Below are 23,115 nucleotides of genomic sequence, written 5' to 3' on the forward strand. Positions count from 1 at the left end.
TATGTACCAGATAGCATGTATTGGCATGTGAATTGAACGTTGGTAAATATTTATTGTCGAATGGTGTAATAATGAAAGTTTTCAAACCTGAACGTCACAGGTGAGGGCTAAAGGTTATTCAGGATAGGTGATCCCGGGAAGGAAAAACAAGGCATGAAGGCAAATTCGCAAGATCAGAGAAAAGTAAGTTGGGTCGCACTAGGCGGCTTATTATGTTTCCTCGTAAGTCAATGGTACCGTTCCTCTGCAAGCTCTGATCTAATCATATCCGGATACCCTGTGCTGACGCTACTTGGCGGATTCGTTGCAGCTGCAGCCTGTATCGGGATTTACAACCAAAGCTGGTTGTTCCAGACCCAAAAGTTAACCCTGCGCAGAATCATGATTACAACGCTTTTTTTATTGATTGGCCTGTTTGAATTAATTCATATCGTTTCATATGCGGAAGAGATGCCGAGTGGCGCGATGTTGGAATCGGAATTTTCGCTCAAAATGATGACGCTGGGCTCCGTGGTCTGTGCAGTGGGTTTATTGCTTATTTATGCAGTGAGAGAAAAAGAAGTTGCGTTACCGCGTAAATTTTTACTATTTAGCGGAACGCTGGGTACGTTTGTCCTGTTGTACACAGCGGGTATTCAGGAATGGAGCTGGCTGCCCAAATTAACTCAGCAAGAAGTGTTAAGCGAAACGTTTATGAAAATTCACTTCTTGGTCGGTCTTCTTTACGGGATCACCGCATTTGTGTTGTTTTTGAAATGGAAGAAGGGGAAAGAGGGAGATTTGCCTTCTATTCTGTGTGGAGCCCTGTGCTTCTTCTACGGAGAGTGCTACTTGATTTCTGCAACGCAGGTCAGCGACTTGAATCTGTTATTTGCATTGTGGATGAATTGCCTAGGATATTTCTTTGTACAAAAAGGACTATATACAACGGTAGTGGATACCCCGTTTCTGAAGCAGCAGGCTGCTGAAGCCAAAATGAACTATATTGCTCATCATGACGATGTAACGGGTCTGCCAAATCGCCGCCGTCTTTCCCAGAGACTCAAAAGATTGATGGATGAAGCAGTGAAACAGGACGAGCTCGTCGGCGTACTCGTTTTGAATATCAACCGGTTCAAAACGATTAACGACTCCCTCGGTCAGCAGGCTGCAAACCGTGTTCTTCGTCAAGTGGGGCAGCGTCTGAAGCAATCGTCTCTGCCGGGCGAAGAAGTGTATGGTCTTGGCCGGGACGAGTTCGTGGTCACGATGACGGACTTCTGGAATACAGAGAATGCTCTGCGCCGAACAAGATCGATTTTGCAGCTGTTTGAAAAGCCGGTCATGGTTGATGGCAACGACTATCATATAACGGTTGGAATTGGCATGGCCATATATCCCCATGACGGGGGATCACCCGAGGAAATCATTCAAAATGCGGATACTGCGCTTCATAACGCCAAGGAACAGGGGATCGAATTGAACCGGTATGCTCATGCAATGCAGATGAAGGCACAGGAACGACTGCAGCTGGAGAATGATCTGCGCAAAGCGCTGGATCGAGGTCAGTTTTATCTTGTATATCAACCACAAATCAATATTGCAAGTGGTTTAATCGTTGGTATGGAGGCTCTGGTACGCTGGGAGCATCCGCAGCGCGGCGCAATTTCTCCTGCAGAGTTTATCCCACTGGCAGAAGAGAGCGGACTAATTGTGCCGCTGGGCGAGTGGGTGCTTCGGGAGGCATGTGCGCAGAACAAGCAATGGCAGGAAGCTGGATACCGCAAACTGTGTGTGTCTGTCAATCTCTCGATGAGACAATTCAGACATTCCCATCTGCTGGATAACATCAACGGCATACTGAGGGAAACAGGATTGGAGCCGGACTGGCTGGAACTGGAGATTACCGAAAGTATGACATTTGACAAAGATCGTGCGTTTGAACAACTTCGCAAAATTAAAGAGATTGGTGTGCAAATCAGTATTGATGATTTTGGAACAGGATACAGTTCGCTGCATTACCTGAAGGATCTGCCGATTGACCGGCTCAAAATTGACCGTTCATTCGTGAACGAAGTCATGGAGGATCGCAATAATGCAGCGATCGTCTCCACCATTACGTCCATGGCTCATCATCTGCAATTGAAGGTGACAGCCGAAGGAGTGGAGAACGAGTCGCAGCTGGTGTTCCTTCGGGATCAGCATTGCCATGAAGCGCAGGGATACTTTTTCAGTAAACCCATTGTGGCGGCTGATTTCGAAAAGCGGTTTTTACGTGATGTGGATAAACCTACAGGATAGCCATTAGACAGGAGCGGGAGTCGCTTCTGTCTTTTTCGTTTGTGACCCAAAAGGAAAAAATGGGAATTAAAAGTTGCAAGGACCGGATGAACGTGTTATATTAGTTTTTGTAAAAACCGTGTTAAGATTCTTAGGAACTTAACGGGACGTAGCTCAGCTTGGTAGAGCACCTGGTTTGGGACCAGGGGGTCGCATGTTCAAATCGTGTCGTCCCGATCGTCAATCGTGCGGGTGTAGTTCAATGGTAGAACTTTAGCCTTCCAAGCTAATAGCGTGGGTTCGATTCCCATCACCCGCTTAACTTAGAAAACCTTCTTGTTCATCACAAGAGGGTTTTCTTTTTTTACTCAAAGTGATGAAAGCGCAGTATTTTCTTTTTTACATTCATTCAAAGCTTTGCAATTTCCCCAACTTCTGGTACAATAACGGAGAAATTGATACTTCACATGAATGAGAGGTAACCACACGTCCCATGAAGTAAGACACAAGAATTGAACCCCAGTAACTGCAGAAGATGTATGACGCAGTCAGCCGAAGCGGCTGAGCAATGAGGGGATTCGTGTGTCCAAATTCAGCTATGGGATCAGGTGTGTGTGAGCCGAGTATTGTGGCTTGTGTACCCTTCTTGGGTGTTTATTTGTCATACCTGGGTGTACCTTGTGCTTGTTTTTTGACGCTTTATCCAAACCTGAATTGCCAGACCGCCGGCGGATGCCAGCGGTTTTTTTGTTCAGGAAATGATGTCTAAGGTTTCCTGCGGGCCGAGGCAGCTCTGCGTGATCAAGATTAAAAATATCATCTCGAAAAAGCACGGGATGAATTTGATTTTTAACGCAGGAAGGATGAAGTCTTATGATGACATTGGTACGCCTACATGAAGTATCAAAAGAATGGAACGGGATGGAATTGTTTGCAGGTTTAAATCTGGAAATTAACGAAGGTGAGCGGCTTGCGATTCTCGGTCGCAATGGATGCGGTAAAACCACATTGTTACGCATCATTTTAGGGGAAGAGGAGGGAGGCGGACATATTGAGCGCCACGTCCCGCAGAAGGAGTGGGGATTCATGCGTCAACGCTCTCAAATTGACCCAGGTATGAAGGTGCTGGATGCAGTACGGAAGGAAAGTGGCCGGATCTATGAAGTGAAATGTGAGTTGGAAGAACTGGAACGGCGTATGGGCATGAGCGGGAGAGAAGATGAGCAGCGGCTGCTTGAAGCCTATACCGTAGCCATGGAGCAATATGAGCAGCTGAACGGCTACATGTGGGAGACCGAGGTGGAAAAGGTGTTGACCCGTCTGGGTTTAAGCTCGGAGCACTGGAACAGATCCTATCACTCCTTGAGTGGTGGACAAAAAACCAAGGCAAGGCTGGCAGGACTGCTGGTCAGCAAACCCAAATTTCTTATTTTGGATGAACCGACGAATCATTTGGATGAGGATAGCATGCGATGGCTCGAAGAATGGCTATCCAATTACACCGACACGCTGCTCTTTGTTTCACATGACCGGACCTTTATTGATCAGGTAGCAACAGGTGTCATTGAGTTTAGTCCGCAAGCGCTCAACAAATATAAAGGCGGATATTCTGACTACAAAGTTCATAAGGAGAGGGAACGGCGAGAACAGGAAACCCTATACCGCAAACAGGAACTGGAACGCAAAGCGCTTGAAGAGACCATTCGCAATTATCAGGAGTGGTTCCATAAGGCCCACAATTCAGCAACGGACGTGGAGGTTAAGATCACTCAGAGCTTTTACAAAGCCAAAGCCAACAAAAACATTTCGCGTTACCATGCAAAACAGAAACAGTTGGAACGGCTGGAGAATGAGCGGGTAGAGAAACCTCGCGATGCAGTCAAGCTAAACATGGAATTACAAGTTGACACGTTAGCGGCACGCCAGCTGCTTGAAATGAGAGACGTCAGCTTCGCATATCCGGAGGGACATCCGTTATTTCACAATCTGGGAATTGCCGTCGGGCGAGGGGACCGGCTTGCCGCACGTGGACCGAATGGTACGGGGAAAACGACCCTGCTGAAGCTGATGATTGGTGAACTTGAACCAGAGCAGGGGGTGGTGAGAAGGCATCCACAGCTGAAGATCGGTTACTTTTCTCAAGAGCTTGAGGGACTTCCCGAGAATCAGACTCTGCTGGACAGCTTGCTCAGTCTCCCATCCATGACTCAGAGTGCTGCCCGAACCATTCTGGGATGTTTTCTATTTACCAGAGAGGATGTATTCAAGCGCATCGGGAACCTGAGTATGGGAGAGAAATGCAGAGTTGCGTTTTTGAGATTATACTTTGGCGGTGCGAACTTGCTGGTTCTGGATGAGCCGACAAACTATCTGGATATTGATACCCAGGAAGTGATGGAGAATGTATTAAAACAGGCTTCGGGTGCTCTGGTACTTGTGTCTCATGACCGAATGCTGACCAAAATGCTGGCAAACCGCTTGCTTGATCTGGAGCCAGGAGGGAAGGCTACGGTATTTGAAGGAGGAGTTCTGGATTGGGAAGAGTCGAGAAAACTCCGAGATTCTTCACTTGGCCAGCGGGAATCGGATGATGAACGATTACGCCTGGAAATGCGACTGTCCGAACTGCTATCTCCCATGAGCAATGCGGGCTTAGATATCCTTGCCCATCCGGAAGCTGTTGAAGAACGAGCTGCGGAAGCCGCTGAGATCCGTGACATTCAAGAGCGGTTAATTCAGCTTAGGCGGAAGGATGTGAGCAAAAAAATAGATGATTGACTGGCTTGCTATTTCGATTGAATTTGCATATAATTATGAACGATCATCGATAAATACGTCGATATAGGTTTAATTTCATTAACAAACGTGATGATGGAGACAAGTAAGCAGTGCCTCTGGACAGGGAGGAAGCGCCGTAGATTGAGAGCGTTTCTGTAGAACAAGGCTGCCGAAATTCACTCCGAAGCGGTTCCCTGAACTTGACTTGGCAGCAATTGCTGAGGCTCAGCAGTAGGGGCAAACGGTTAACGGTCGTTATTCCGTACAGAGTGAGACAGACGTGTTGCAGGCCGGAAGGGCCAGTCAGCACCGGATGTCTAACAAGGGTGGTACCACGGTCTTTTCGTCCCTTTTGGGGAGAAAAGGCCTTTTTTTGTTGCATTAACACCACATAAAGGGGGCAATTACACATGAAAGAACGTTTAGAAGCATTGAAGATTGAAGCGCTGGAACAATTGTCCGGCGTGAACGATCCGCAGACGCTTGGTGATCTGCGTGTGAAGTATTTGGGGAAAAAGGGTGCATTGACCGAAATTCTGCGTGGCATGGGTGCACTTAGTGCAGAGGAACGTCCCGTAATCGGGCAAGTGGCCAACGATGTTCGCGGTGCCATTGAGGAAGTCATCGACAGCAAGCAGGAGCAGTTCCAGAAGGAAGAGACGGCGAAGCGTCTTCAGTCCGAGACCATTGATGTCACCCTGCCAGGACGTCGTGGACGTCAAGGCGGTCTGCATCCACTAACTAAAGTGGTGCAGGAAATCGAAGATATTTTCATCGGCATGGGATATCGCGTAGCGGAAGGTCCTGAGGTGGAAATGGATTACTATAACTTTGAAGCACTGAATCTGCCGAAGAATCACCCGGCTCGCGATATGCAGGATTCCTTCTATGTAACAGAAGACCTGTTGATGCGTACCCATACGTCTCCGGTGCAAGTACGGACCATGCAAAGAATGAAAGGGGAAGTACCTGTCAAAGTCATTTGCCCGGGTAAAGTATACCGCCGTGATGATGATGATGCTACGCATTCCTTCCAGTTCAATCAGGTTGAAGGTCTGGTCATCAGCGAAAACATTCGCATGAGCGACTTGAAGGGTACACTGCTGCAATTTGTGCGTGAAATGTTCGGTGCTCACACTGAAATTCGTCTGCGTCCAAGCTTCTTCCCGTTCACCGAGCCAAGTGCTGAAGTGGATGTAACCTGTGTACAATGCGGCGGCAGTGGCTGCCGAGTATGTAAACAAACCGGATGGCTTGAAATTCTGGGCGGCGGAATGGTTCATCCGAAGGTGCTGGAAATGGGTGGATATGATCCTGAGAAGTACAGCGGTTTCGCCTTTGGTATGGGGGTAGAACGTATCGCGATGCTGAAGTACGGTATCGACGACATTCGTCATTTCTATAACAGTGATATGGCATTCCTGAAGCAATTCGGACGGCTGTAAACTTTACAATAAGCAAGCGCTAAAGGCAAGTTAGCTAAACCAATTTATAGATTAAGGAAGTGAACGTCCATGAGAGTATCGACAGATTGGCTGTCTGATTATATTGCCCTTGAAGGTGTGACGCCACAGGAACTGGCAGAGAAAATTACACGTGCAGGGATCGAAATTGATGTAGTGGAGAACCGCAACCAGGGCGTAAACAAAGTGGTTGTAGGGTATGTGAAGAGCAAGGAGAAGCACCCGGATGCGGACAAATTGAACGTATGCATCATTGACGCCGGTCAGGAAGAGGATCTTCAGATCGTATGTGGTGCGAAAAATGTGGATGCGGGTCAAAAGGTAGCCGTAGCCCTGGTTGGAGCGAAGCTCCCTGGCGGTTTGGATATCAAAAAAGCCAAGCTGCGCGGCGTCGTTTCACTTGGCATGATCTGTTCTGCAAAAGAGCTCGGCATGAACGACAAGCTGCTTCCTAAAGATCAGCAGGAAGGCATTCTTGTCCTGCCGGAGCAAACGGAAATTGGCACACCAATCAGCCAGGTGCTTGGTCTGGACGATCATGTGCTTGAACTGGACCTGACACCAAACCGTTCCGATTGTCTGAGCATGCGCGGTGCAGCTTATGAAGTTGGGGCCATTCTGGGTCGTGAAGTGAAGCTGCCTAATCCGAAAGAACAGCTGGTTGAAGTCGGTGATGCTGCTGCAGATCATATCTCGGTGGAAATCACGGCGCAGGAACAATGCAGTCACTATGCTGCACGTTATGTAACAGACATCAAACTAGGGCCTTCTCCGCTCTGGATGCAAAACCGTCTGATGGCTGCTGGTGTCCGTCCAATTAACAACATCGTAGATATCACGAACTATGTGATGCTGGAGTACGGTCAACCGCTGCACGCCTTTGATGCAGATAAACTGGAAAAAGGTCATATTGAAGTACGCATGGCTAAGGAAGGCGAAACGATCGTGACCCTGGATGGTCAGGAGCGTAAGCTGGAAACGCATATGCTGCTGATTACCGATGGCGTGAAACCGGTAGCCATTGCGGGTGTTATGGGTGGCGAGAATTCCGAGGTATCGGAAGGCACAGTCAATCTGCTGCTCGAGTCCGCCAAGTTCGACGGCGGAACGGTTCGGAAAACGTCGCGCCAATTGGGGCTGCGTTCCGAAGCTAGCATGCGTTTTGAGAAGGAAGTTGACCCGGGGGCTGTTATCACGGCATTGGACCGTGCGGCTGAATTGATTCAGCGCTATGCTGAAGGCCAAGTACACCAGGGCATTGTGGAAGCTGGAGCCGAGGTGGCAGAGAAGGTTGTTATCCAGCTGTCACTCGACAGACTGAACCGTTATCTGGGAACTGACCTTTCATTGCTTGAGGTGAAAACCATTTTTGCTCGTCTGCACTTTGCATGCGGCGATGCTGAACAAGGATTGCTTGATGTGGAAGTACCCACGCGCAGAGGCGATATTACTCGCGACGTAGATCTCTTTGAAGAAATTGCCCGTTTGTATGGATATGACAACATTCCAACCACATTGATTGAAGGACCAACAACACCAGGAGCCTACACACGCTCACAGGCAATGCGTCGTACCATTCGTGGACTGCTCGCAGGCAGCGGATGGCAGGAAATGATTAGCTACTCCTTTGTACATCCGGATAAAGCGTCCTTGTTCCCGGCATTGACTGAAGGAAGCAAGGCTGTGAAGCTGGCTATGCCTATGAGTGAGGATCGCAGCGTGCTTCGCACAAGCGTCCTGCCGCAAATGCTGGATGCAGCAGTGTACAACATGAACCGGAAGCAGGATTCACTTGCTGTATTCGAAGTGGGCAGCGTGTTCTTCACTGAAGAAGAGAAGCTGACGAAGCAGCCGCATGAAATTCCGGTCCTGAGCTTGCTGCTTACAGGTAACCGTGCCGCTCAGCAGTGGAATGTAGGGGTAGAAAAAGTGGACTTCTTCGATCTGAAAGGTGCACTTGAGAACCTGTTCTCCTATGTTGGATTGGAACAACGCATTCGTCTTGTTGCAAACAGTCCGGAAGGGTTCCATCCGGGACGTTCTGCCTCCGTGTATTTGGAAGATAAGGACGGCGGTGAAGGTAAATTGATCGGTACCATGGGTCAATTGCATCCTGAACTTCAACAACAATATGATCTGAACGATGTGTATATCGCAGAGATTGCTCTTGAGGCAATCTATAGTGAAGCAGACGTGGATATCCGTTACCGTGAGCTTCCGCGTTTCCCGGCTGTTGAACGCGATATTGCCGTAGTCGTAAGCAAAGACATTGAAGCAGGAGCCATGCTCAGCTCGATTCGTGAGGCTGCAGGAGAGCTGCTTCAAACCGTACAGGTATTCGATGTGTTCACAGGCAGCAAACTGGGTGAAGACAAGAAGAGTGTGGCGATGGCGCTTGTGTATCGCAACCGCGAGCGTACGCTGACGGACGAGGAAATCACCGAGGTTCATGCTCGTGTGGTTGCCCGTCTGGAGGAGCAATTCGGAGCAGAATTGCGCAAATAGAACAGAAGCCAATTTTTTGAACAACAATTAGCAGGAATTGCTTGAAGTCACATCGAATCCTTAGCATTAGAGGATCGATGTGACTTTTTTGTCATTACAGCTTAGAATCAACATACAGACTTGAAGGAGGGCACAACTGTGACTACACCTGATCGTACACGCGTCACCGTAGAGATCTACGGGACTTCCTATAAACTGGTTGGCAGCAGTGCCGACTATATGAAACAAGTAGCTAATCTGGTGGATGAGCGCATGAGCGCAATTTCCAAGAACCATTCCCGTCTGGATACCCCGCGTATTGCGGTACTGGCGGCTGTACATATGGCTGAGCAGTCTCTTCAGACCCAGGAGATCCGTAATGAACTGAAAATGCTGACTGGTGAACGGACAGAACTTCGAAATGAATTGAACAGGCTAAATGCAATTCAAAGTGAACATCAGCAGGAGCTGGAGCGTCGTGATCAGGCGCTGGCTGAAGCGACCAAGCAGAAGACTGAGGCAGAGCAGGCCGTGGCGAAGCTGCAATCCGAGAAGCAGGATGAAGTAAACAAGCTGAAATCATTGCTTGAGCAGGAACGAAGTCAGGCTGCAGCCCGTGAACAAAAGTTGCAGTCACAGACTGCTGCGGAGCTGAAGGAAGCTGAAGAGAAGATGAAATTGCGCCTGAAAGAAGCAGAAGAGAAGGCGGCCAACCAGCTTAAACAGGCTCAGGCTCAGGCAGCTGCGGAGCTGAAGGAAGTACAGGCACGGGCTGCAGCCGAATTGCAGCAGAGCCAGGCGAAGGCCGCAGGACAGTACAAGGAACTGCAGGATAAGACAGCAGCCCAGATTAAGGAAGCGGAGAGTCGTGCTGTCGCAGAACGCCAGAAAATCGAGGCAAAAGCCGCACAGCAGGTGCAAGCAGCCAAAGAAGAAGCCGAGGCTGCGATTTTGTCCGAATTGGAACAGGCTGAGAGTCAATTGAAGAAGGTTCAGGAAGAGGCCGAGCTTCAATACCGTGAACTTCAATCCCAAACGGATCAGCGTTTACAAGAGGCGAAGCAGCAGGCAGCCGAGCAATTAAGATTCCAGCTTGGCAAGGTCCAGGAAGAGCGGGCATCACAGCTACAACAAACGAAAGAGGAACACTTAATAGAGATCGAAAAGCTGAAAGCCGATTTCCACGAATCTTCAGAACAGGCCGAATTGGAATGGATGGAAAAAGAAGCAGCCTATGAGGAGCAATTGCAACAAGTAAAAGCCGAGGCAGCTTCTCAGTTCACAGAAACCGCAGCTAATGCTGAGGCCAAACTACAGGAAGAACGCGGGAAACTGCTGCAGCAGCTGGAAAACGAGCGCACACAAGCCGAGAGTCGTGTAGCGGAAATTGAGAACCAGCTTAATGATATACGCAAGCAGCTTGAAGAGGCACTGGAAGTGGCTGCCGATCAGGAACAGCAGCTCCAGCAGGAACGCGCTGAGCAGGATGCATTGCGCAAGGAACAAGCGCAGCGCAAACAGGATCAGGAAGTTCAGGCTCGTCGCATAACGGAACTTGAACAGCAGTTGGGGCAGCTGAAGGAAGACAGTACCCAGCTCCAAGAGCAGCTGCGTGAAACGGAAATTGCTTTGCAAAAGTCTCGTGAAACGGAGCAGGAATGGAAACGACAATACAACGAGACGGTGGAGAGAGAAACTTCCCTTGCAGCACAGCTTCGGAAAGTACAGGAGCAGCATGGACTGCTTGAAAAAGATATTCAGAAGCTTCGTGAAGCCGAAGAGAAGTCCGAGAATGAACAGCGTAGATTGCAGAAAGTTCTGGAGCAGGCTCACGCTGCCGTACGTACATTGCAAAATGAAATCAGTACGCTTACCGAAAGCGAAAAATCATGGAAAGACCTGGCCGAACAGCGCCTTGTCGAAATGGGAGAGCTGGAGACTCAGGTGCTTGAGGCAGCAGAACAGAATGAAACACTGGAGTCTGGTGTACAGTCCCTTCATGATGAATTAACCGTGGTTAAGGAAGAAGCTCGCGGGTACAGAGAAGAAGCGAATCGCTATAACGAGCAGGCAAGTCGTGTGCAGCAGGAGCGCGAACAGCTTGAAGAGGAGCTGAACCGGATCCGTGAAGAACTAAACCAACTTCAGGAATCCTATAAACAAATCCGCAACGATTATGGGGATGCATTGCAGCGGGAGGAAAATCACACGCGCAAACTTGCTGAACTGGATCAGGAAAAGCAGGCACTGGAACAAGCAATTGTAACATCCGGCGAGCATGCTGCCAAGCTAACTGAGCAAATCGCAGAACAAAGAAACTTGCTTGCACAGACAGAGGAAGAAGCACTTGAATGGCAGATTAAGCATGAAGAATTGTCTGCAAAACAGGAAGAGCTTATCTCACAACTGGATGAGTTAAAGGAGCAGGAAACTCGGTTACTCTCTCGTGTGGAACAAGCCGAGCAGCAGGACCAGGTCTGGCAGCGTCGTGCAGATGAATGGGCCGTACAGGAGCAATCCTGGCAGGAACGCTGGAACCTGCTTGAAAATGAATTGAATGTCTGGCAGAAGGAAAGTGCAGCCAGTGTTGAAAAGGTAGAGGCGCTAGAACAGGAGCGTGAGCAGCTTGATAAGCTCCGTAACGAAGCTATAGAAGAGAAACAAACGATGGAAAATGAACTGCTGGAGATTGGTGAGCGCTACGAACTCGCTGCGAATCAGCTTCGACTGCTGCAGGTTGAACGCGAAATGGAGCAGGAGAAGGCAGAGCAGTTGAACATGGAGTATCGCCAGCTGCGGGATGAATATACGAAATTGCAGACGGAATATAACGAATGGATCGAATTGATTGAACAGGATCAGACCTAAGGGCATCAGATCATCACTAAATCATGGGCATCGTACGATTGTACAATTTGTTATAATACAGAAAGAGCTCCCGTCATTACGGGGGCTCATTGTCTTGGGGCTTATTCTTCGACAATAATTTTGGAGATCATGCTGCTATGTCCACTTCCACAGAACACGGAGCAGGACATCTCGAATTCTCCAACCTTGTCAGGGGTAATGACTTTAGAGCTGTTTTTGGTGTCCAGCTGAAGATTCAGCTCCGGAACGAGAATGCCATGATTACCATTGACGTTTTCGTAAACAATGTTAACGGGAACCCCTTTTTTAAGATGGTATTCCGGTTGGTCAAATTCATAGTTGCTCGCTTTAATGACGAGTTCCTCGCTAGCGGTTACGCCTGCATCGGATTCACCGCTGCTGCCCGAGTCTGCTGATTGCTTGTTTCCTCCGCAAGCGGCGAGCACCAGAATTAACATGCAGGCTGCAAGCCAAGCCATAGTTTTTTTCATCATGAGCCTCCTTAAGCATGATATAGATGAAATTTTAATTATTTCTCAAGTCATCATACCGCAAAATGGTAAGGCCTGTACATGAAGGCTATGTCGTTTTTTTGAAGATTAGTCAGTAGGATTTTCTCTCTAATCTTGAGGATTGATTGAGAGGTTATGGAAATGAAAAAACCTCATCTGGCATATGGCCATCAGAGGTTGAAGGAGAAATCGCAGGTGTTGCATGCAATTGCATGATTAGATGCTTCTTAGTTGTTATTCTTGGAGCTTCGTCCTGCTTCAAAAGGTGTGGATACCGGAATGAACAAATCGATAATCCCAATCACCAATGCAGCAAGAATAGCGCCAAGCAAACTAACTTCGACATGGTCAACAATATATTGACCAAGCCAGATCACCAATGCACTGACAATGAAGCCGACGATTCCGCGGCCAAAAGGAGTGACCCTTTTGCCAAAGACGCCTTCAATGATCCAGCCGAGCAGCGCAATAACCAGAGCAAGCAGCAGAGCGCTCCAGAAACCACCGACAGCGAATCCGGGAACGATCCAGCTGACAACCATCAATACGATTGCAGCGATGATAAAACGAACGACATGTCCCAAGAAGTTCAACGTGTTTACCTCCTTTAAGTTCAGATCGGATTATGCATTTGGAACCATCACACATGGAGAGGTTGCAAAATCCTGACACCTGTAGTTTGCGGCATGATGTCAAAACTTATGTGTGGAAGGATTCGTTAAATAGCGCAGTAAAGTTTCTTTCGTTATAATACAGATATAGTTTGGAAGGAGTTGTACACTTGGACACGAAAATTTTACACACACTGGAATACCGCAAAATTTTAAATACATTGCAAAGCTATGCCCAAACAACCATGGGTAAGAAGAAAGCGGAACAACTGGAACCCATCAGTGAATTGGAAGAAGTAAAACGGTTGCTCCAACAAACCGATGAAGCCTTCACTTTTGATCGTCTGAAAGGGTCGCCTTCTTTTGGAGGCATTGTGGACATCACGGCATCCGTGAAACGGGCCGAAATTGGAGGGACCCTGAATCCGCATGAACTTCTCGGGATTTCCAATACAACCTTGGCTGCTCGCCGCTTGAAACGCCAGATTGCCGCTCTACACGAAGATGAGAAGATTGATTCCCTGTTCTTTATCAGCGATCAGCTGTCGGAGCAAAAAGCACTGGAAGACGCGATTCGCGTCTGTATTGATGACAATGCAGAAGTGGCGGATAGTGCCAGTGTAACTTTGGCCCAGATCCGGCGTGAACTGCGCGGGGGAGAAGCCAGAATCCGTGAGAAACTGGACTCCATGATCCGTTCCTCAACCGTATCGAAAATGCTTCAGGACCAGCTGATCACCATTCGTGGAGACCGATTCGTTATCCCGGTAAAAGCGGAATACCGCTCTTACTTCGGCGGGATAGTACACGATCAGTCCGGTTCAGGAGCCACGCTGTTTATCGAACCAGAGTCCATCGTAGCGATGAACAATAAATTGCGTGAGACCCGAATCCGGGAAGAACGCGAAATTGAAGTGATTTTGCAGAAATTGACAGCGCTTGTCAGTGAGCAGGGTGAGTGGCTGTTGTATGATGTCGATTTGCTGGGCTCTCTGGACTTTATCTTCGCCAAAGCACGGCATGCTCGTGAATTAAAAGCCACCTTGCCGCGCATGAATGATCGTGGGTTTATTAAGCTCAAAAAAGGGCGTCACCCGCTGATTGCTATCGAAAATGTGGTGCCGACCGACATTGAACTGGGCAATGATTATACATCCATTATTGTGACGGGGCCGAATACGGGTGGTAAAACCGTAACACTCAAAACAATTGGATTACTAAGCCTGATGGCGATGTCCGGCTTGTTCGTTCCTGCTGAAGATGGTAGTCAGCTCTGTGTATTTGACGCAATTTATGCCGATATTGGGGACGAGCAGAGCATTGAGCAAAATCTAAGTACGTTCTCCAGCCATATGACGAACATTATCCGGATTCTGAAAAATATGACTACTAAAAGTCTGGTGCTGCTTGACGAGCTTGGTGCAGGAACGGATCCTGCTGAAGGATCTGCACTCGCAATCTCCATTCTGGAACATATGCATCAGACAGGATGCCGCATGGTAGCGACAACACACTACAGTGAGCTGAAAGCTTATGCTTATGAACGCAAAGGTGTCATTAACGCCAGCATGGAGTTTGATGTGAATACACTAAGCCCGACCTACCGTTTACTGGTCGGTGTTCCGGGACGAAGCAACGCGTTTGCTATCGCTGAGCGCCTTGGTTTGCCCGGATACATTCTCGATTATGCTCGTGGTGAAGTGAAGGAAGAGGATCAACGTGTCGAACACATGATTGCTTCTCTGGAAGAAAACCGGCTTACAGCTGAGCAGGAACGGGAAAATGCGGAGCGTCTCCGTCAGGATATGGAGAAATTGCGGAGCCGTCACCAGTCCGAACTCGAGAAGCTGGAACAGCAGCGTGAACGACGGATTGAAAAAGCAGAGGAAGATGCTCGTAACATCGTGGACAAGGCGAGAGCCGAAGCTGAGAAAATTATTGCGGACCTGCGTCAGCTTGCGATGGAGGAAGGCGCATCCGTGAAAGAACATAAGCTGATTGCTGCCCGCAAACAGCTGGATGAAGCTGAACCGGAGAGACGTAAAAAGACAGTGAAGCGCACGGGATCAGCACCAAAAACCCGGGCGATCGGCCCAGGGGATGAAGTGCATGTGTACAGCTTGAACCAAAAAGGGCATGTCGTGGAATTATCGGGCAGCAAAGAAGCTGTAGTACAGCTGGGGATTATGAAAATGAAAGTATCCCTGGATGATCTCGAACTGAAGCAATCTGCGCCAGAAGTCAAGCCTAAGCAGAAACCGGTCACTAGCATGAAGCGTACACGTGATGACAACGTGAAGAGTGAACTGGATCTGCGAGGAACCAATCTGGAGGAAGCATTGATGGAGACGGACCGTTTTATCGATGAAGCCTTCCTGGCGAATCTGGGTCAGATCTATATTATTCACGGTAAAGGGACGGGAATTTTGCGTTCCGGTATTCAGGATTATCTGCGTAAGCATAAACATATTAAAAGTTACCGGCTGGGCAATTACGGAGAAGGCGGAAACGGCGTAACTGTTGCAGAATTGGAATAGCCGGACCTTGAAACAACGGTGTTCCACTGCGAGGTGAGAGGGGCAGTGGAACTGGGAAGGGGAACAGTGAGTGAAAGGGACGATTGACCAATTGCTGTCTCATCCCTTGGGGATGGTACTCGGGTTTTTCTCGGTAGCCATAATGGAGCTGCTTGTGTTTCTGGCTTGTTTTGAACTTGTAACCAAATACAAATGTTGGGATGAGATCAAGAAAGGCAATGTGGCTGTTGCCATGGCTACGGGGGGCAAGATCTTCGGAATCTGCAATGTGCTTCGATTCTGCATACAGGCCAAGTCTTCTGTCTATGAAGCCATGACATGGTCGTTTGTGGGCTTTGCTCTACTGCTGATTGCTTATTTTCTGTTTGAGTTTCTGACACCGGTATTCTCCATTGACAAGGAAATTGAGCGGGATAACCGGGCAGTGGGCTTGATATCCATGATTATTTCTGTCTCGTTGTCATTTGTCATCGGCGCGAGCATCATGTAGGGGGACCTGGCATGAAGATATTGATACGAATTTTGTTTGCGGCTTCCATTGTGTTTTTTGCTATCGGTGTCATATACGTCATGAACACCTGACAATAAGATTGTATAAAAGAAAGGTTGATTTAATTGGAAACAACAGTATGTCCGTGGTGTCACACCGAGATTGTATGGGATGAGGAATTGGGCCCTGAAGAAGAGTGTCCCTATTGTCACAATGAACTGAAGGGTTACCGTACGCTGAACATCAACATTGGAGAAGAAGAGGATGAAGATGAAGTCGGCGATATTTACGATGTTGATGATGCTCAGGACAGCGATCAAACCACTGACCTCGCGGCATTGTGGGGAGATGAAGTTGAACTGAAATTGCCTGAACTGCGAACACTAACCAAATATGCGGACGATGGCAATGATCTGATCCTATATGAAGAAGGTGTGGAGAAACAGCTGGATCTGCAGGAAGAAGTACCGGAATGTCCACATTGCCGTGAATTCATGATTCTCGCAGGTACACAAACGTCCACGAAGGACACATTCACTCCTGTAGCTAACGCGGTTTCAAGAACGGATTCCCTGCTGGATGCACCATTTACAGTACAAATGTATGTCTGCTCCGGCTGTTTCCAAGTTCAATATAGCTTGTCTGAAGATGATCGTCTGCGCCTGATTCAAAATCTAAGCGCCAAGAAGTAATTTCCATTCACTGAAAATGAAATATTCCTGAGATTCGTCATGTTTTTCCTCTGCTTGGGGTACGTTAACCCTGAGACTTGCCGCGAAGTGCTGACTTCAAGCGGAATAAGGAGGGAGCAGATGAAGATATCTCTGGGCCGACAATCCATTCTGCTTCTGGGCGTGAATGGATTGTTTGTGTTAGCCGGAGCTTTGTCGGGGACGTTTCTGAATGTATATCTATGGAAGAGTCGTCCGGACTATGCGATGCTGGGATGGTTTACGGTAAGTCAACAGCTTGCACTTGGATTGACATTCTGGTTAGCCGGTAAATGGGTTAAAGAACATAATAAAATGAGTGCGCTGCGTCTAGGCACAGCATTGTCTGGCATTTTTTATATGCTTGTTCTGTGGGCTGGACCAAGAGCGGTGGACTGGATATGGCCACTCGGCATATTGCTCGGATGTGCTCTGGGTCTGTTCTGGATTGCTTTTAATGTGGTGTACTTTGAAGTTACAGACCGGGAGAACCGGGACCTGTTCAATGGATGGGTCGGGTTATTGGGCTCCATGACAGGAATCATTGGTCCCTGGTTCTCGGGATTGATAATCTCGAAGATGGCGGATAATTCAGGTTATCGGCTCATTTTTACCGTGTCACTTGTGATATACGTGATTGCCGTTGTCTTCAGCTTTTTTTTGAAAAAGAGAAAAGTAAGCGGCACCTACCGCTGGTCGGAACCCTGGCAGCAATTATCAAGATCAGGCAGCGAGTGGAGACCGCTGGGGCTAGGGTTGGCTGCCCAGGGTGTAAGGGAGGGCGTATTCGCCTTTCTAATTGCATTGCTCGTTTATGTAGCCACGGAACAGGAGTACAAGCTGGGTCAATTCTCGTTAATTACATCCGCTGTAGCTTTGGTCAGTTATTGGATGGCGGGCAAGTGGTTCAAACCGCATTATAGATCGAAAGGTATGTTGACGGGGGCAATTATATTATTTCTCGTTCTTCTGCCTCTCATCTGGAAAGTAAGCTATGGCACGCTTTTGATTATGGGGGTTGGCTCAGCGGTCGCCATGCCGTTATACATGCTTCCCATGATTGCGGCAGGATTCGACTTGATGGGCATGAGCGGCGAAAATGTAGAGAAAAGGGTTGAACTTGTCGTTTTAAGGGAGCTCTGTCTGATGACAGGCCGCCTAGCTGGTCTTGCCGTGTTTATCATTATTGTAATGAATGGCCCTTCGCTTCGTACGTTAACCTGGCTCATCGTGGTTTTGGGAGCTTTCCCATTGGTCGGCTGGTTATTTATGCGTAAAATGTTAGTAAGGACGGAGCAGGGTAAGCCAGGGTCCTGATCCGTTTGGTCACAACAGAAAAAAGGTGCAGAATCAGGAAAGCCATTCCTGATCTGCACCTTTTTCTATTTTACACGGGGGAAGGTTTAGTGGTTCTGGTCAGAGAGAACAGTTCCATGTCTTCGTTATGGCTCCCAGTAATCACATCCGCAAGAATGGATGCAGCAATCATGCTGTATACGGTTCCGTTGCCCCCATATCCTTCGATAAAGTAACAGTTCGGGTATTCAGGATGAGGGCCAATCAGCGGAAGCCCATCATGGGTGCTGCCGAATACAGCTTCCCAGGCATAGTCTATTTCCAGATCCGGAAGTGGGAAGTAGTTAGCTACCTTTTTAAGTAAATCCTCAGCCCTATGCTCGGCCCGAATTGCACGCTGGTCTTCACGCGGAATTTCCTCATCGAGGCCCCCGGCAATAATTCTGCCATCCGGGGTGGTCCGCATGTATAAATAAGGACGCGCCGTTTCCCATATCAAGCTTCGGTTGTACCAGCTGCTAAGATCTTTCAGTGGCTTGGTTGCAATCGCATAGGTGCTCTTTAGATAAGCGCCACGGTCATTTTTGATCTCCTGCGTCTCGTAACCAGTAGAGAAGATAACCTGCTTGGCACGAATTGTTCGGTTCGGAGTGTAACAGAGGACACCTTCTCCACCATATTCACAATGGATCATCTCAGTCCGTTCATACACTTGAGCTCCTTCTTTTGAAGCAGACTGCAGGAGACCATGTACTAGCCTATAGGGGTTAACTTCGGCATCTCCTTTGGTATACAGCGCCATCGGTTTGCTGAATGGGAAGCTCGCACTAATTTTTTCCCGGTTCCACAGCTCAACATCAAAGCCATGGGTTTTGAGTGTATGGTATTCTTCTTCCAAAAGAGCGACATCTTCTTCAAGGCTTGCACAGTACAAACTGTTACGAGGGATATACCAAGGATCAAGATCGAGACTCGAAGCGGTCTCTTCTAATTGCTTCATGGCAGTACGGCATAGTTCATAAAAACGTACCCCGCGTTGTTCGCCAAAGGTATGTATACAGGAGGTAAGCGTTTTGTCATTGGAATATTGAAGTAGTCCGGTGTTTGCCATACTGCTGCCATGACCGATTTCTCTTTTATCAATAACGACTGTATGCAAACCTCTCTCGGTTAATAGTTTGGCGGACAGTGCTCCTCCCATACCACCACCGATAATGAGACAGTCACAGGATATCTCGTCTTCTAGAACAGGATAACTGTATGGGGATGTAAAGGTACTTGGCCAGAACGTATTACCATTAATAAGTTCCATTATGAATCACCTCGGTTTGGATTGTTAAATAAGTATACTTTTGCAGGACAAGGTAACAATAAATTCGCATAAACTTTAGGTTAAGGAGGAAAAAAGCACATGCAAAATACGCAGATGCAGGCGCTTAGCCCCAAGGAACTGAACTACATTGCGGATTCGATCTCCAATGAAGAAATGCTGATCAAACAGTGTGCAGCAACAGCTTCCATCACACATAACCCGCAAATCCAGCAAGCTCTGAACCAGTATGTACGCTCACATGAACAGCATCTGAACACACTCGTCAATGCTCTTCAGCAGCATCAGTCCCTTGCACCAACACAGTCTTAGATAGGCACAAGAAATTAAATGTATAGGAGGAAACCGCGTGTACTCTCAATCTTTGTCATCTGGTGGAAATTTTATGCAGGAGCAGGATCTCCTGAAGTCGATTCTTGCGGATTTAAGACGAACTTCCCGTGAATACACTACAGCAACGACTGAATCTTCCTGCCCTGTTACCCGCAGAATGTTTACAGATCTGACGAACGATACCCTTAGATTGCAAGGAGAGCTGTTTAACCTGATGCAGCAGAACAACATGTATTCTGCTTCTTCCAAAGCCTCTCGGAGCGAGCTGGACAAATCGATCCAGTCTGCACAACAAACGCAGCAGAAGTGTCATCAGTTCATTCAGGAAAAGAATACCCTTTCCAGTCCATACAGCCAGGCGCCTAATGTGCCTCAGCATCAACCTAATTACGGTAACCCTTATTACATGTAACCTTTTTGCGAACAGGTTGAAGCATAACCGAGAAATAAGGATTGAAGCATAGATTGTCCAGACCATACCACCGCTTGCCCGAATTGAGGGCAGGCGGTTTTTAGCTTTGCACAGACGTTAAATTCATGTAATATAAGTATTAATTCATTTTCAGGAACCTGGATGACGCTGGAGGGAAAGTCATGAAAGATTTGAACGATCTGCAATTAAAAGTTCTGGATCTGCTGAAGGAAGACGCAAGAAGGTCTCCGGCGCTGCTGTCTACACTGCTTGGGGAGTCAGAAGACAAGATCAAGAACGCTGTGGCCCAGCTCGAACAGGACCACGTTATTGTAAAGTATGCTACGGTGGTTAACTGGAGCAAAATCGACGATGAGAAAGTGACAGCCCTGATTGAAGTACAGATCACACCGGAACGTGGTCGTGGTTTTGAGGGCATCGCCGAACGCATTTATTTGTATCCACAAGTGAAATCCGTCTATCTCATGTCAGGTGCATACGATCTGCTCGTTGAAGTAGAAGGTGGCAACCTGCGTGAAGTCGCTAACTTTGTATCAGAGAAGCTGTCTCCAATCGATTCTGTGCTTTCAACCAAAACCAATTTTATTCTTAAAAAATATAAACAGGACGGGATCATTTTTGAAGACCATCAGGAAGATAACCGTCTCATGATCTCGCCGTAAAGGAAGATGTGTCATGATAGTGAATGAACAGACAACAGGGAACAACAAGAAGATGACCTCGTATCTGGCACCTCTGGTTCAGCAGATACCCCCATCCGGGATTCGGAAGTTTTTCGACCTGGTTGGTGACAACAAGGATATAATTACGCTCGGTGTCGGAGAACCTGACTTTGTTACCCCTTGGCACATGCGTGAAGCTTGCGTATACTCCCTCGAGAGAGGTATGACAAGTTATACATCCAACGCTGGGATGCCCAAATTGAGAGAGGCCATCAGTAATTACCTGGATACTCAATTTGATACCAAGTACGATCCCAAGGATGAAATTATCGTTACGGTTGGCGGCAGTGAGGCGATTGACCTTGCTCTGCGTGCATTGATTGTGCCAGGAGATGAGATTCTCATTCCGGAGCCTTCGTATGTAGCCTATTCACCAATTGCTTCAATTGGCGGAGGAATTCCTGTGGGTGTCGAAACCTATGCCAAAAACCAATTCAAATTGACTGCAGCGTCGCTGGAAGCATCCATCACACCGAAGTCCAAAGTGGTGATTTTGTGTTATCCAAGCAATCCGACCGGTGCGATTATGACGTACGAAGACTGGCTGCCCATCGCAGAAGTCATCAAAAAGCATGATCTGATCGTCATTGCTGACGAAATTTATGCAGAACTGACGTATACTCAAAAACATGTCAGCTTCGCTTCGATCCCCGATATGAAGGAGCGGACGATTCTTGTGAGCGGCTTCTCCAAAGCTTTTGCCATGACGGGTTGGCGGATTGGTTACATGTGCGGTCATCCGGAACTTATCGCAGCCATGTTGAAAATCCACCAGTATACCGTAATGTGTGCTCCAGCGATGGGACAGGTCGCAGCGCTTGAGGCGTTAACGAATGGACTGGGAGAGAAAGACCGCATGGTCGAATCCTACAATCAGCGCAGACGTCTTATCGTACAGGGATTCCGAGACATCGGCCTGGATTGCCATGAACCTCAGGGAGCCTTCTATGCATTCCCGAGTATTCAAAATACGGGCCTGAACTCTGATCTTTTTGCCGAACGTCTCCTGACCGAAAATAAAGTTGCTGCTGTTCCTGGTAACGTGTTTGGCCCACAGGGAGAAGGTTTCTTGCGCTGTTCTTATGCCACTTCAGTGACCCAATTGAATGAAGCTTTGGAACGAATCGGAAATTTTGTTTACAAACTGCAAAAAGAGGGTTAATTAGAAGTAAGGCGTTCTCGGAAATGTGGACATTTTGCAACTTAGAAAAAAATAACTTTCATTTACAAAATATTGTGATATAATTTCAATTTGAAATATGTTTTTCATATATTTGGAAACTAATTTTCCAAGGAGGGGTTAGCATTGTTTTGTGTAGAATATGATTTACCGACTAATCGTGGGCAATACCTGGCTGAAGGCGATCAAGGCGACCGATGGTCGGTGAGACCAGATCACGAATCTTTGCATGACATTTCCTTGGAAGATGAGATCCACATGCTTCGTCGCAAGATGGAACAGATTTTTATGGAGGAGAAATCCTTTACTTCAGAAATTGTGATTGAAATCAGCAGTTTATTGGATCTGAAGATCAATGAATATATGAAAGCTAACCCGATAAAAGGGAGATAAATTGATAGTTACGAAAACGTTACCCATATGAATGTTAGAGGAGACCTTTAGGGTCTTCTTTTTTTGGTGGGAATAAGAATCTCTTATTTGTAAGGGCTATTTTTTTGCGTGGAACAATTGTGATATATTGTACTAAGGAGACTAAAGGGGGAACTGGAATGAAGAGATTTTGGGGGCTAACAGCACTCGTATCATTGATTTTTCTGCTCGCTGGATGTGGTGATAAAGACGGATTTACCATTTTTATCATTGATAATCAAGGTAATCCATCCGTAATCGGAGAACAGTTACAGGCCAATCTGCAGCAAAAACTGGGTGAGGAACCTAAAGTGGAAGTCATTACAAGCGCCATGTATGATGTACAGAAAATTATGGTAGAATACGCAGCAGGCAGTCATGATATTTTTATTTTGCCAGAGGCAGATATGAAACAATACGGAAGCAATGGTTCCAATATTCCACTGGATGATACATTTGATCCTGAGAAGTATGAGCGTGGTGTATTTGAGGGCGGGGTGTTAGTTGAGGATGGCCAGGGAGACAATGGCACCGATATGAAGCAAGAAACCCATCTCTATGGCATCCCACTCGAAGATATGCAGATGTTCAAGGATGTGGAATATGCCGCCCAAAATCTGTTTGCTACCATTCCGCTATCGGCTGCCAATGTTGAAGAATCCAAAAAAGTGCTGAAGGCGCTGACAGAATAGCGTATA

Annotated in this window: 18 protein-coding genes and 2 tRNA genes; 17 read left to right on the forward strand and 3 right to left on the reverse strand. The window is 47.5% G+C overall.

Features of this window, described 5'->3' with window-relative positions:
• Nucleotides 1–153 precede the first annotated feature (153 nt).
• The 7 genes from MHB82_RS08880 to MHB82_RS08910 all read left to right on the forward strand — a co-directional run bounded on the left by MHB82_RS08880 (nt 154) and on the right by MHB82_RS08910 (nt 11,852).
• Nucleotides 154–2,280: a bifunctional diguanylate cyclase/phosphodiesterase gene (locus MHB82_RS08880; protein WP_095359115.1), complete on the forward strand. Its 2,127-nt coding sequence runs from the start codon at nt 154–156 to the stop codon at nt 2,278–2,280.
• Nucleotides 2,281–2,422: 142 nt separating this feature from the next.
• Nucleotides 2,423–2,496: transfer RNA gene (locus MHB82_RS08885), tRNA-Pro, on the forward strand.
• Between the two features lie 11 nt (nt 2,497–2,507).
• A tRNA-Gly gene (locus tag MHB82_RS08890) sits at nt 2,508–2,578 on the forward strand.
• A 554-nt stretch (nt 2,579–3,132) separates the two neighbouring features.
• A complete protein-coding gene (gene abc-f, locus MHB82_RS08895) occupies nt 3,133–5,037 on the forward strand; it encodes a ribosomal protection-like ABC-F family protein (RefSeq protein WP_341174482.1) in 1,905 nt (634 codons plus the stop codon).
• Nucleotides 5,038–5,447: 410 nt separating this feature from the next.
• Nucleotides 5,448–6,482, forward strand: coding sequence for a phenylalanine--tRNA ligase subunit alpha (gene pheS / locus MHB82_RS08900; protein WP_341174483.1), 1,035 nt, complete (start codon nt 5,448–5,450; stop codon nt 6,480–6,482).
• 69 nt (nt 6,483–6,551) lie between these two features.
• Nucleotides 6,552–9,005, forward strand: coding sequence for a phenylalanine--tRNA ligase subunit beta (gene pheT / locus MHB82_RS08905; RefSeq protein ID WP_341174484.1), 2,454 nt, complete (start codon nt 6,552–6,554; stop codon nt 9,003–9,005).
• A 138-nt stretch (nt 9,006–9,143) separates the two neighbouring features.
• On the forward strand, nt 9,144–11,852 hold the full coding sequence (locus MHB82_RS08910; protein ID WP_341174485.1) for a hypothetical protein: 2,709 nt from the start codon (nt 9,144–9,146) through the stop codon (nt 11,850–11,852).
• Nucleotides 11,853–11,953: 101 nt separating this feature from the next.
• Here MHB82_RS08910 and MHB82_RS08915 read toward each other — a convergent pair whose 3' ends face one another.
• Complete coding sequence (locus tag MHB82_RS08915; protein WP_095359111.1) at nt 11,954–12,343, reverse strand: cytochrome C oxidase subunit II; 390 nt, start codon at nt 12,341–12,343, stop codon at nt 11,954–11,956.
• A 248-nt stretch (nt 12,344–12,591) separates the two neighbouring features.
• Nucleotides 12,592–12,957, reverse strand: coding sequence for a phage holin family protein (locus tag MHB82_RS08920; RefSeq protein WP_095288311.1), 366 nt, complete (start codon nt 12,955–12,957; stop codon nt 12,592–12,594).
• A 188-nt stretch (nt 12,958–13,145) separates the two neighbouring features.
• On the opposite strand from MHB82_RS08920, the gene MHB82_RS08925 reads away from it, so the two are divergent.
• The 4 genes from MHB82_RS08925 to MHB82_RS08940 all read left to right on the forward strand — a co-directional run bounded on the left by MHB82_RS08925 (nt 13,146) and on the right by MHB82_RS08940 (nt 18,029).
• A complete protein-coding gene (locus tag MHB82_RS08925; RefSeq protein WP_341174486.1) occupies nt 13,146–15,512 on the forward strand; it encodes an endonuclease MutS2 in 2,367 nt (788 codons plus the stop codon).
• Nucleotides 15,513–15,582: 70 nt separating this feature from the next.
• A complete protein-coding gene (locus MHB82_RS08930) occupies nt 15,583–16,002 on the forward strand; it encodes a DUF350 domain-containing protein (RefSeq protein WP_164764308.1) in 420 nt (139 codons plus the stop codon).
• Between the two features lie 125 nt (nt 16,003–16,127).
• The gene (locus tag MHB82_RS08935; RefSeq protein WP_095359109.1) at nt 16,128–16,694 is read left to right on the forward strand and encodes a hypothetical protein; all 567 of its coding nucleotides are present in this window, start codon (nt 16,128–16,130) and stop codon (nt 16,692–16,694) included.
• A gap of 120 nt (nt 16,695–16,814) precedes the next feature.
• On the forward strand, nt 16,815–18,029 hold the full coding sequence (locus MHB82_RS08940) for an MFS transporter (protein ID WP_341174487.1): 1,215 nt from the start codon (nt 16,815–16,817) through the stop codon (nt 18,027–18,029).
• A 70-nt stretch (nt 18,030–18,099) separates the two neighbouring features.
• On the opposite strand, the gene MHB82_RS08945 is transcribed toward MHB82_RS08940, so the two are convergent.
• Nucleotides 18,100–19,320, reverse strand: coding sequence for an NAD(P)/FAD-dependent oxidoreductase (locus MHB82_RS08945; RefSeq protein ID WP_341174488.1), 1,221 nt, complete (start codon nt 19,318–19,320; stop codon nt 18,100–18,102).
• Nucleotides 19,321–19,419: 99 nt separating this feature from the next.
• Between MHB82_RS08945 and MHB82_RS08950 the strand changes: the two genes are divergently transcribed.
• The 6 genes from MHB82_RS08950 to MHB82_RS08975 all read left to right on the forward strand — a co-directional run bounded on the left by MHB82_RS08950 (nt 19,420) and on the right by MHB82_RS08975 (nt 23,109).
• Complete coding sequence (locus tag MHB82_RS08950) at nt 19,420–19,650, forward strand: hypothetical protein (protein ID WP_095359106.1); 231 nt, start codon at nt 19,420–19,422, stop codon at nt 19,648–19,650.
• A 37-nt stretch (nt 19,651–19,687) separates the two neighbouring features.
• Complete coding sequence (locus MHB82_RS08955) at nt 19,688–20,083, forward strand: spore coat protein (protein ID WP_095359105.1); 396 nt, start codon at nt 19,688–19,690, stop codon at nt 20,081–20,083.
• Nucleotides 20,084–20,265: 182 nt separating this feature from the next.
• Nucleotides 20,266–20,766 carry an Lrp/AsnC family transcriptional regulator gene (locus MHB82_RS08960; RefSeq protein WP_095288304.1) on the forward strand — a complete coding sequence of 167 codons (501 nt, stop codon included), beginning with the start codon at nt 20,266–20,268 and terminating at the stop codon, nt 20,764–20,766.
• A 13-nt stretch (nt 20,767–20,779) separates the two neighbouring features.
• Nucleotides 20,780–21,988: an aminotransferase class I/II-fold pyridoxal phosphate-dependent enzyme gene (locus tag MHB82_RS08965; protein WP_341174489.1), complete on the forward strand. Its 1,209-nt coding sequence runs from the start codon at nt 20,780–20,782 to the stop codon at nt 21,986–21,988.
• Nucleotides 21,989–22,177: 189 nt separating this feature from the next.
• A complete protein-coding gene (locus tag MHB82_RS08970) occupies nt 22,178–22,399 on the forward strand; it encodes an aspartyl-phosphate phosphatase Spo0E family protein (protein WP_307721001.1) in 222 nt (73 codons plus the stop codon).
• Between the two features lie 158 nt (nt 22,400–22,557).
• On the forward strand, nt 22,558–23,109 hold the full coding sequence (locus tag MHB82_RS08975; RefSeq protein WP_095359102.1) for a hypothetical protein: 552 nt from the start codon (nt 22,558–22,560) through the stop codon (nt 23,107–23,109).
• Nucleotides 23,110–23,115 lie beyond the last annotated feature (6 nt).

The organism is Paenibacillus sp. FSL K6-2862 (genome assembly GCF_038005125.1).
Taxonomy (GTDB): domain Bacteria; phylum Bacillota; class Bacilli; order Paenibacillales; family Paenibacillaceae; genus Paenibacillus; species Paenibacillus illinoisensis_A.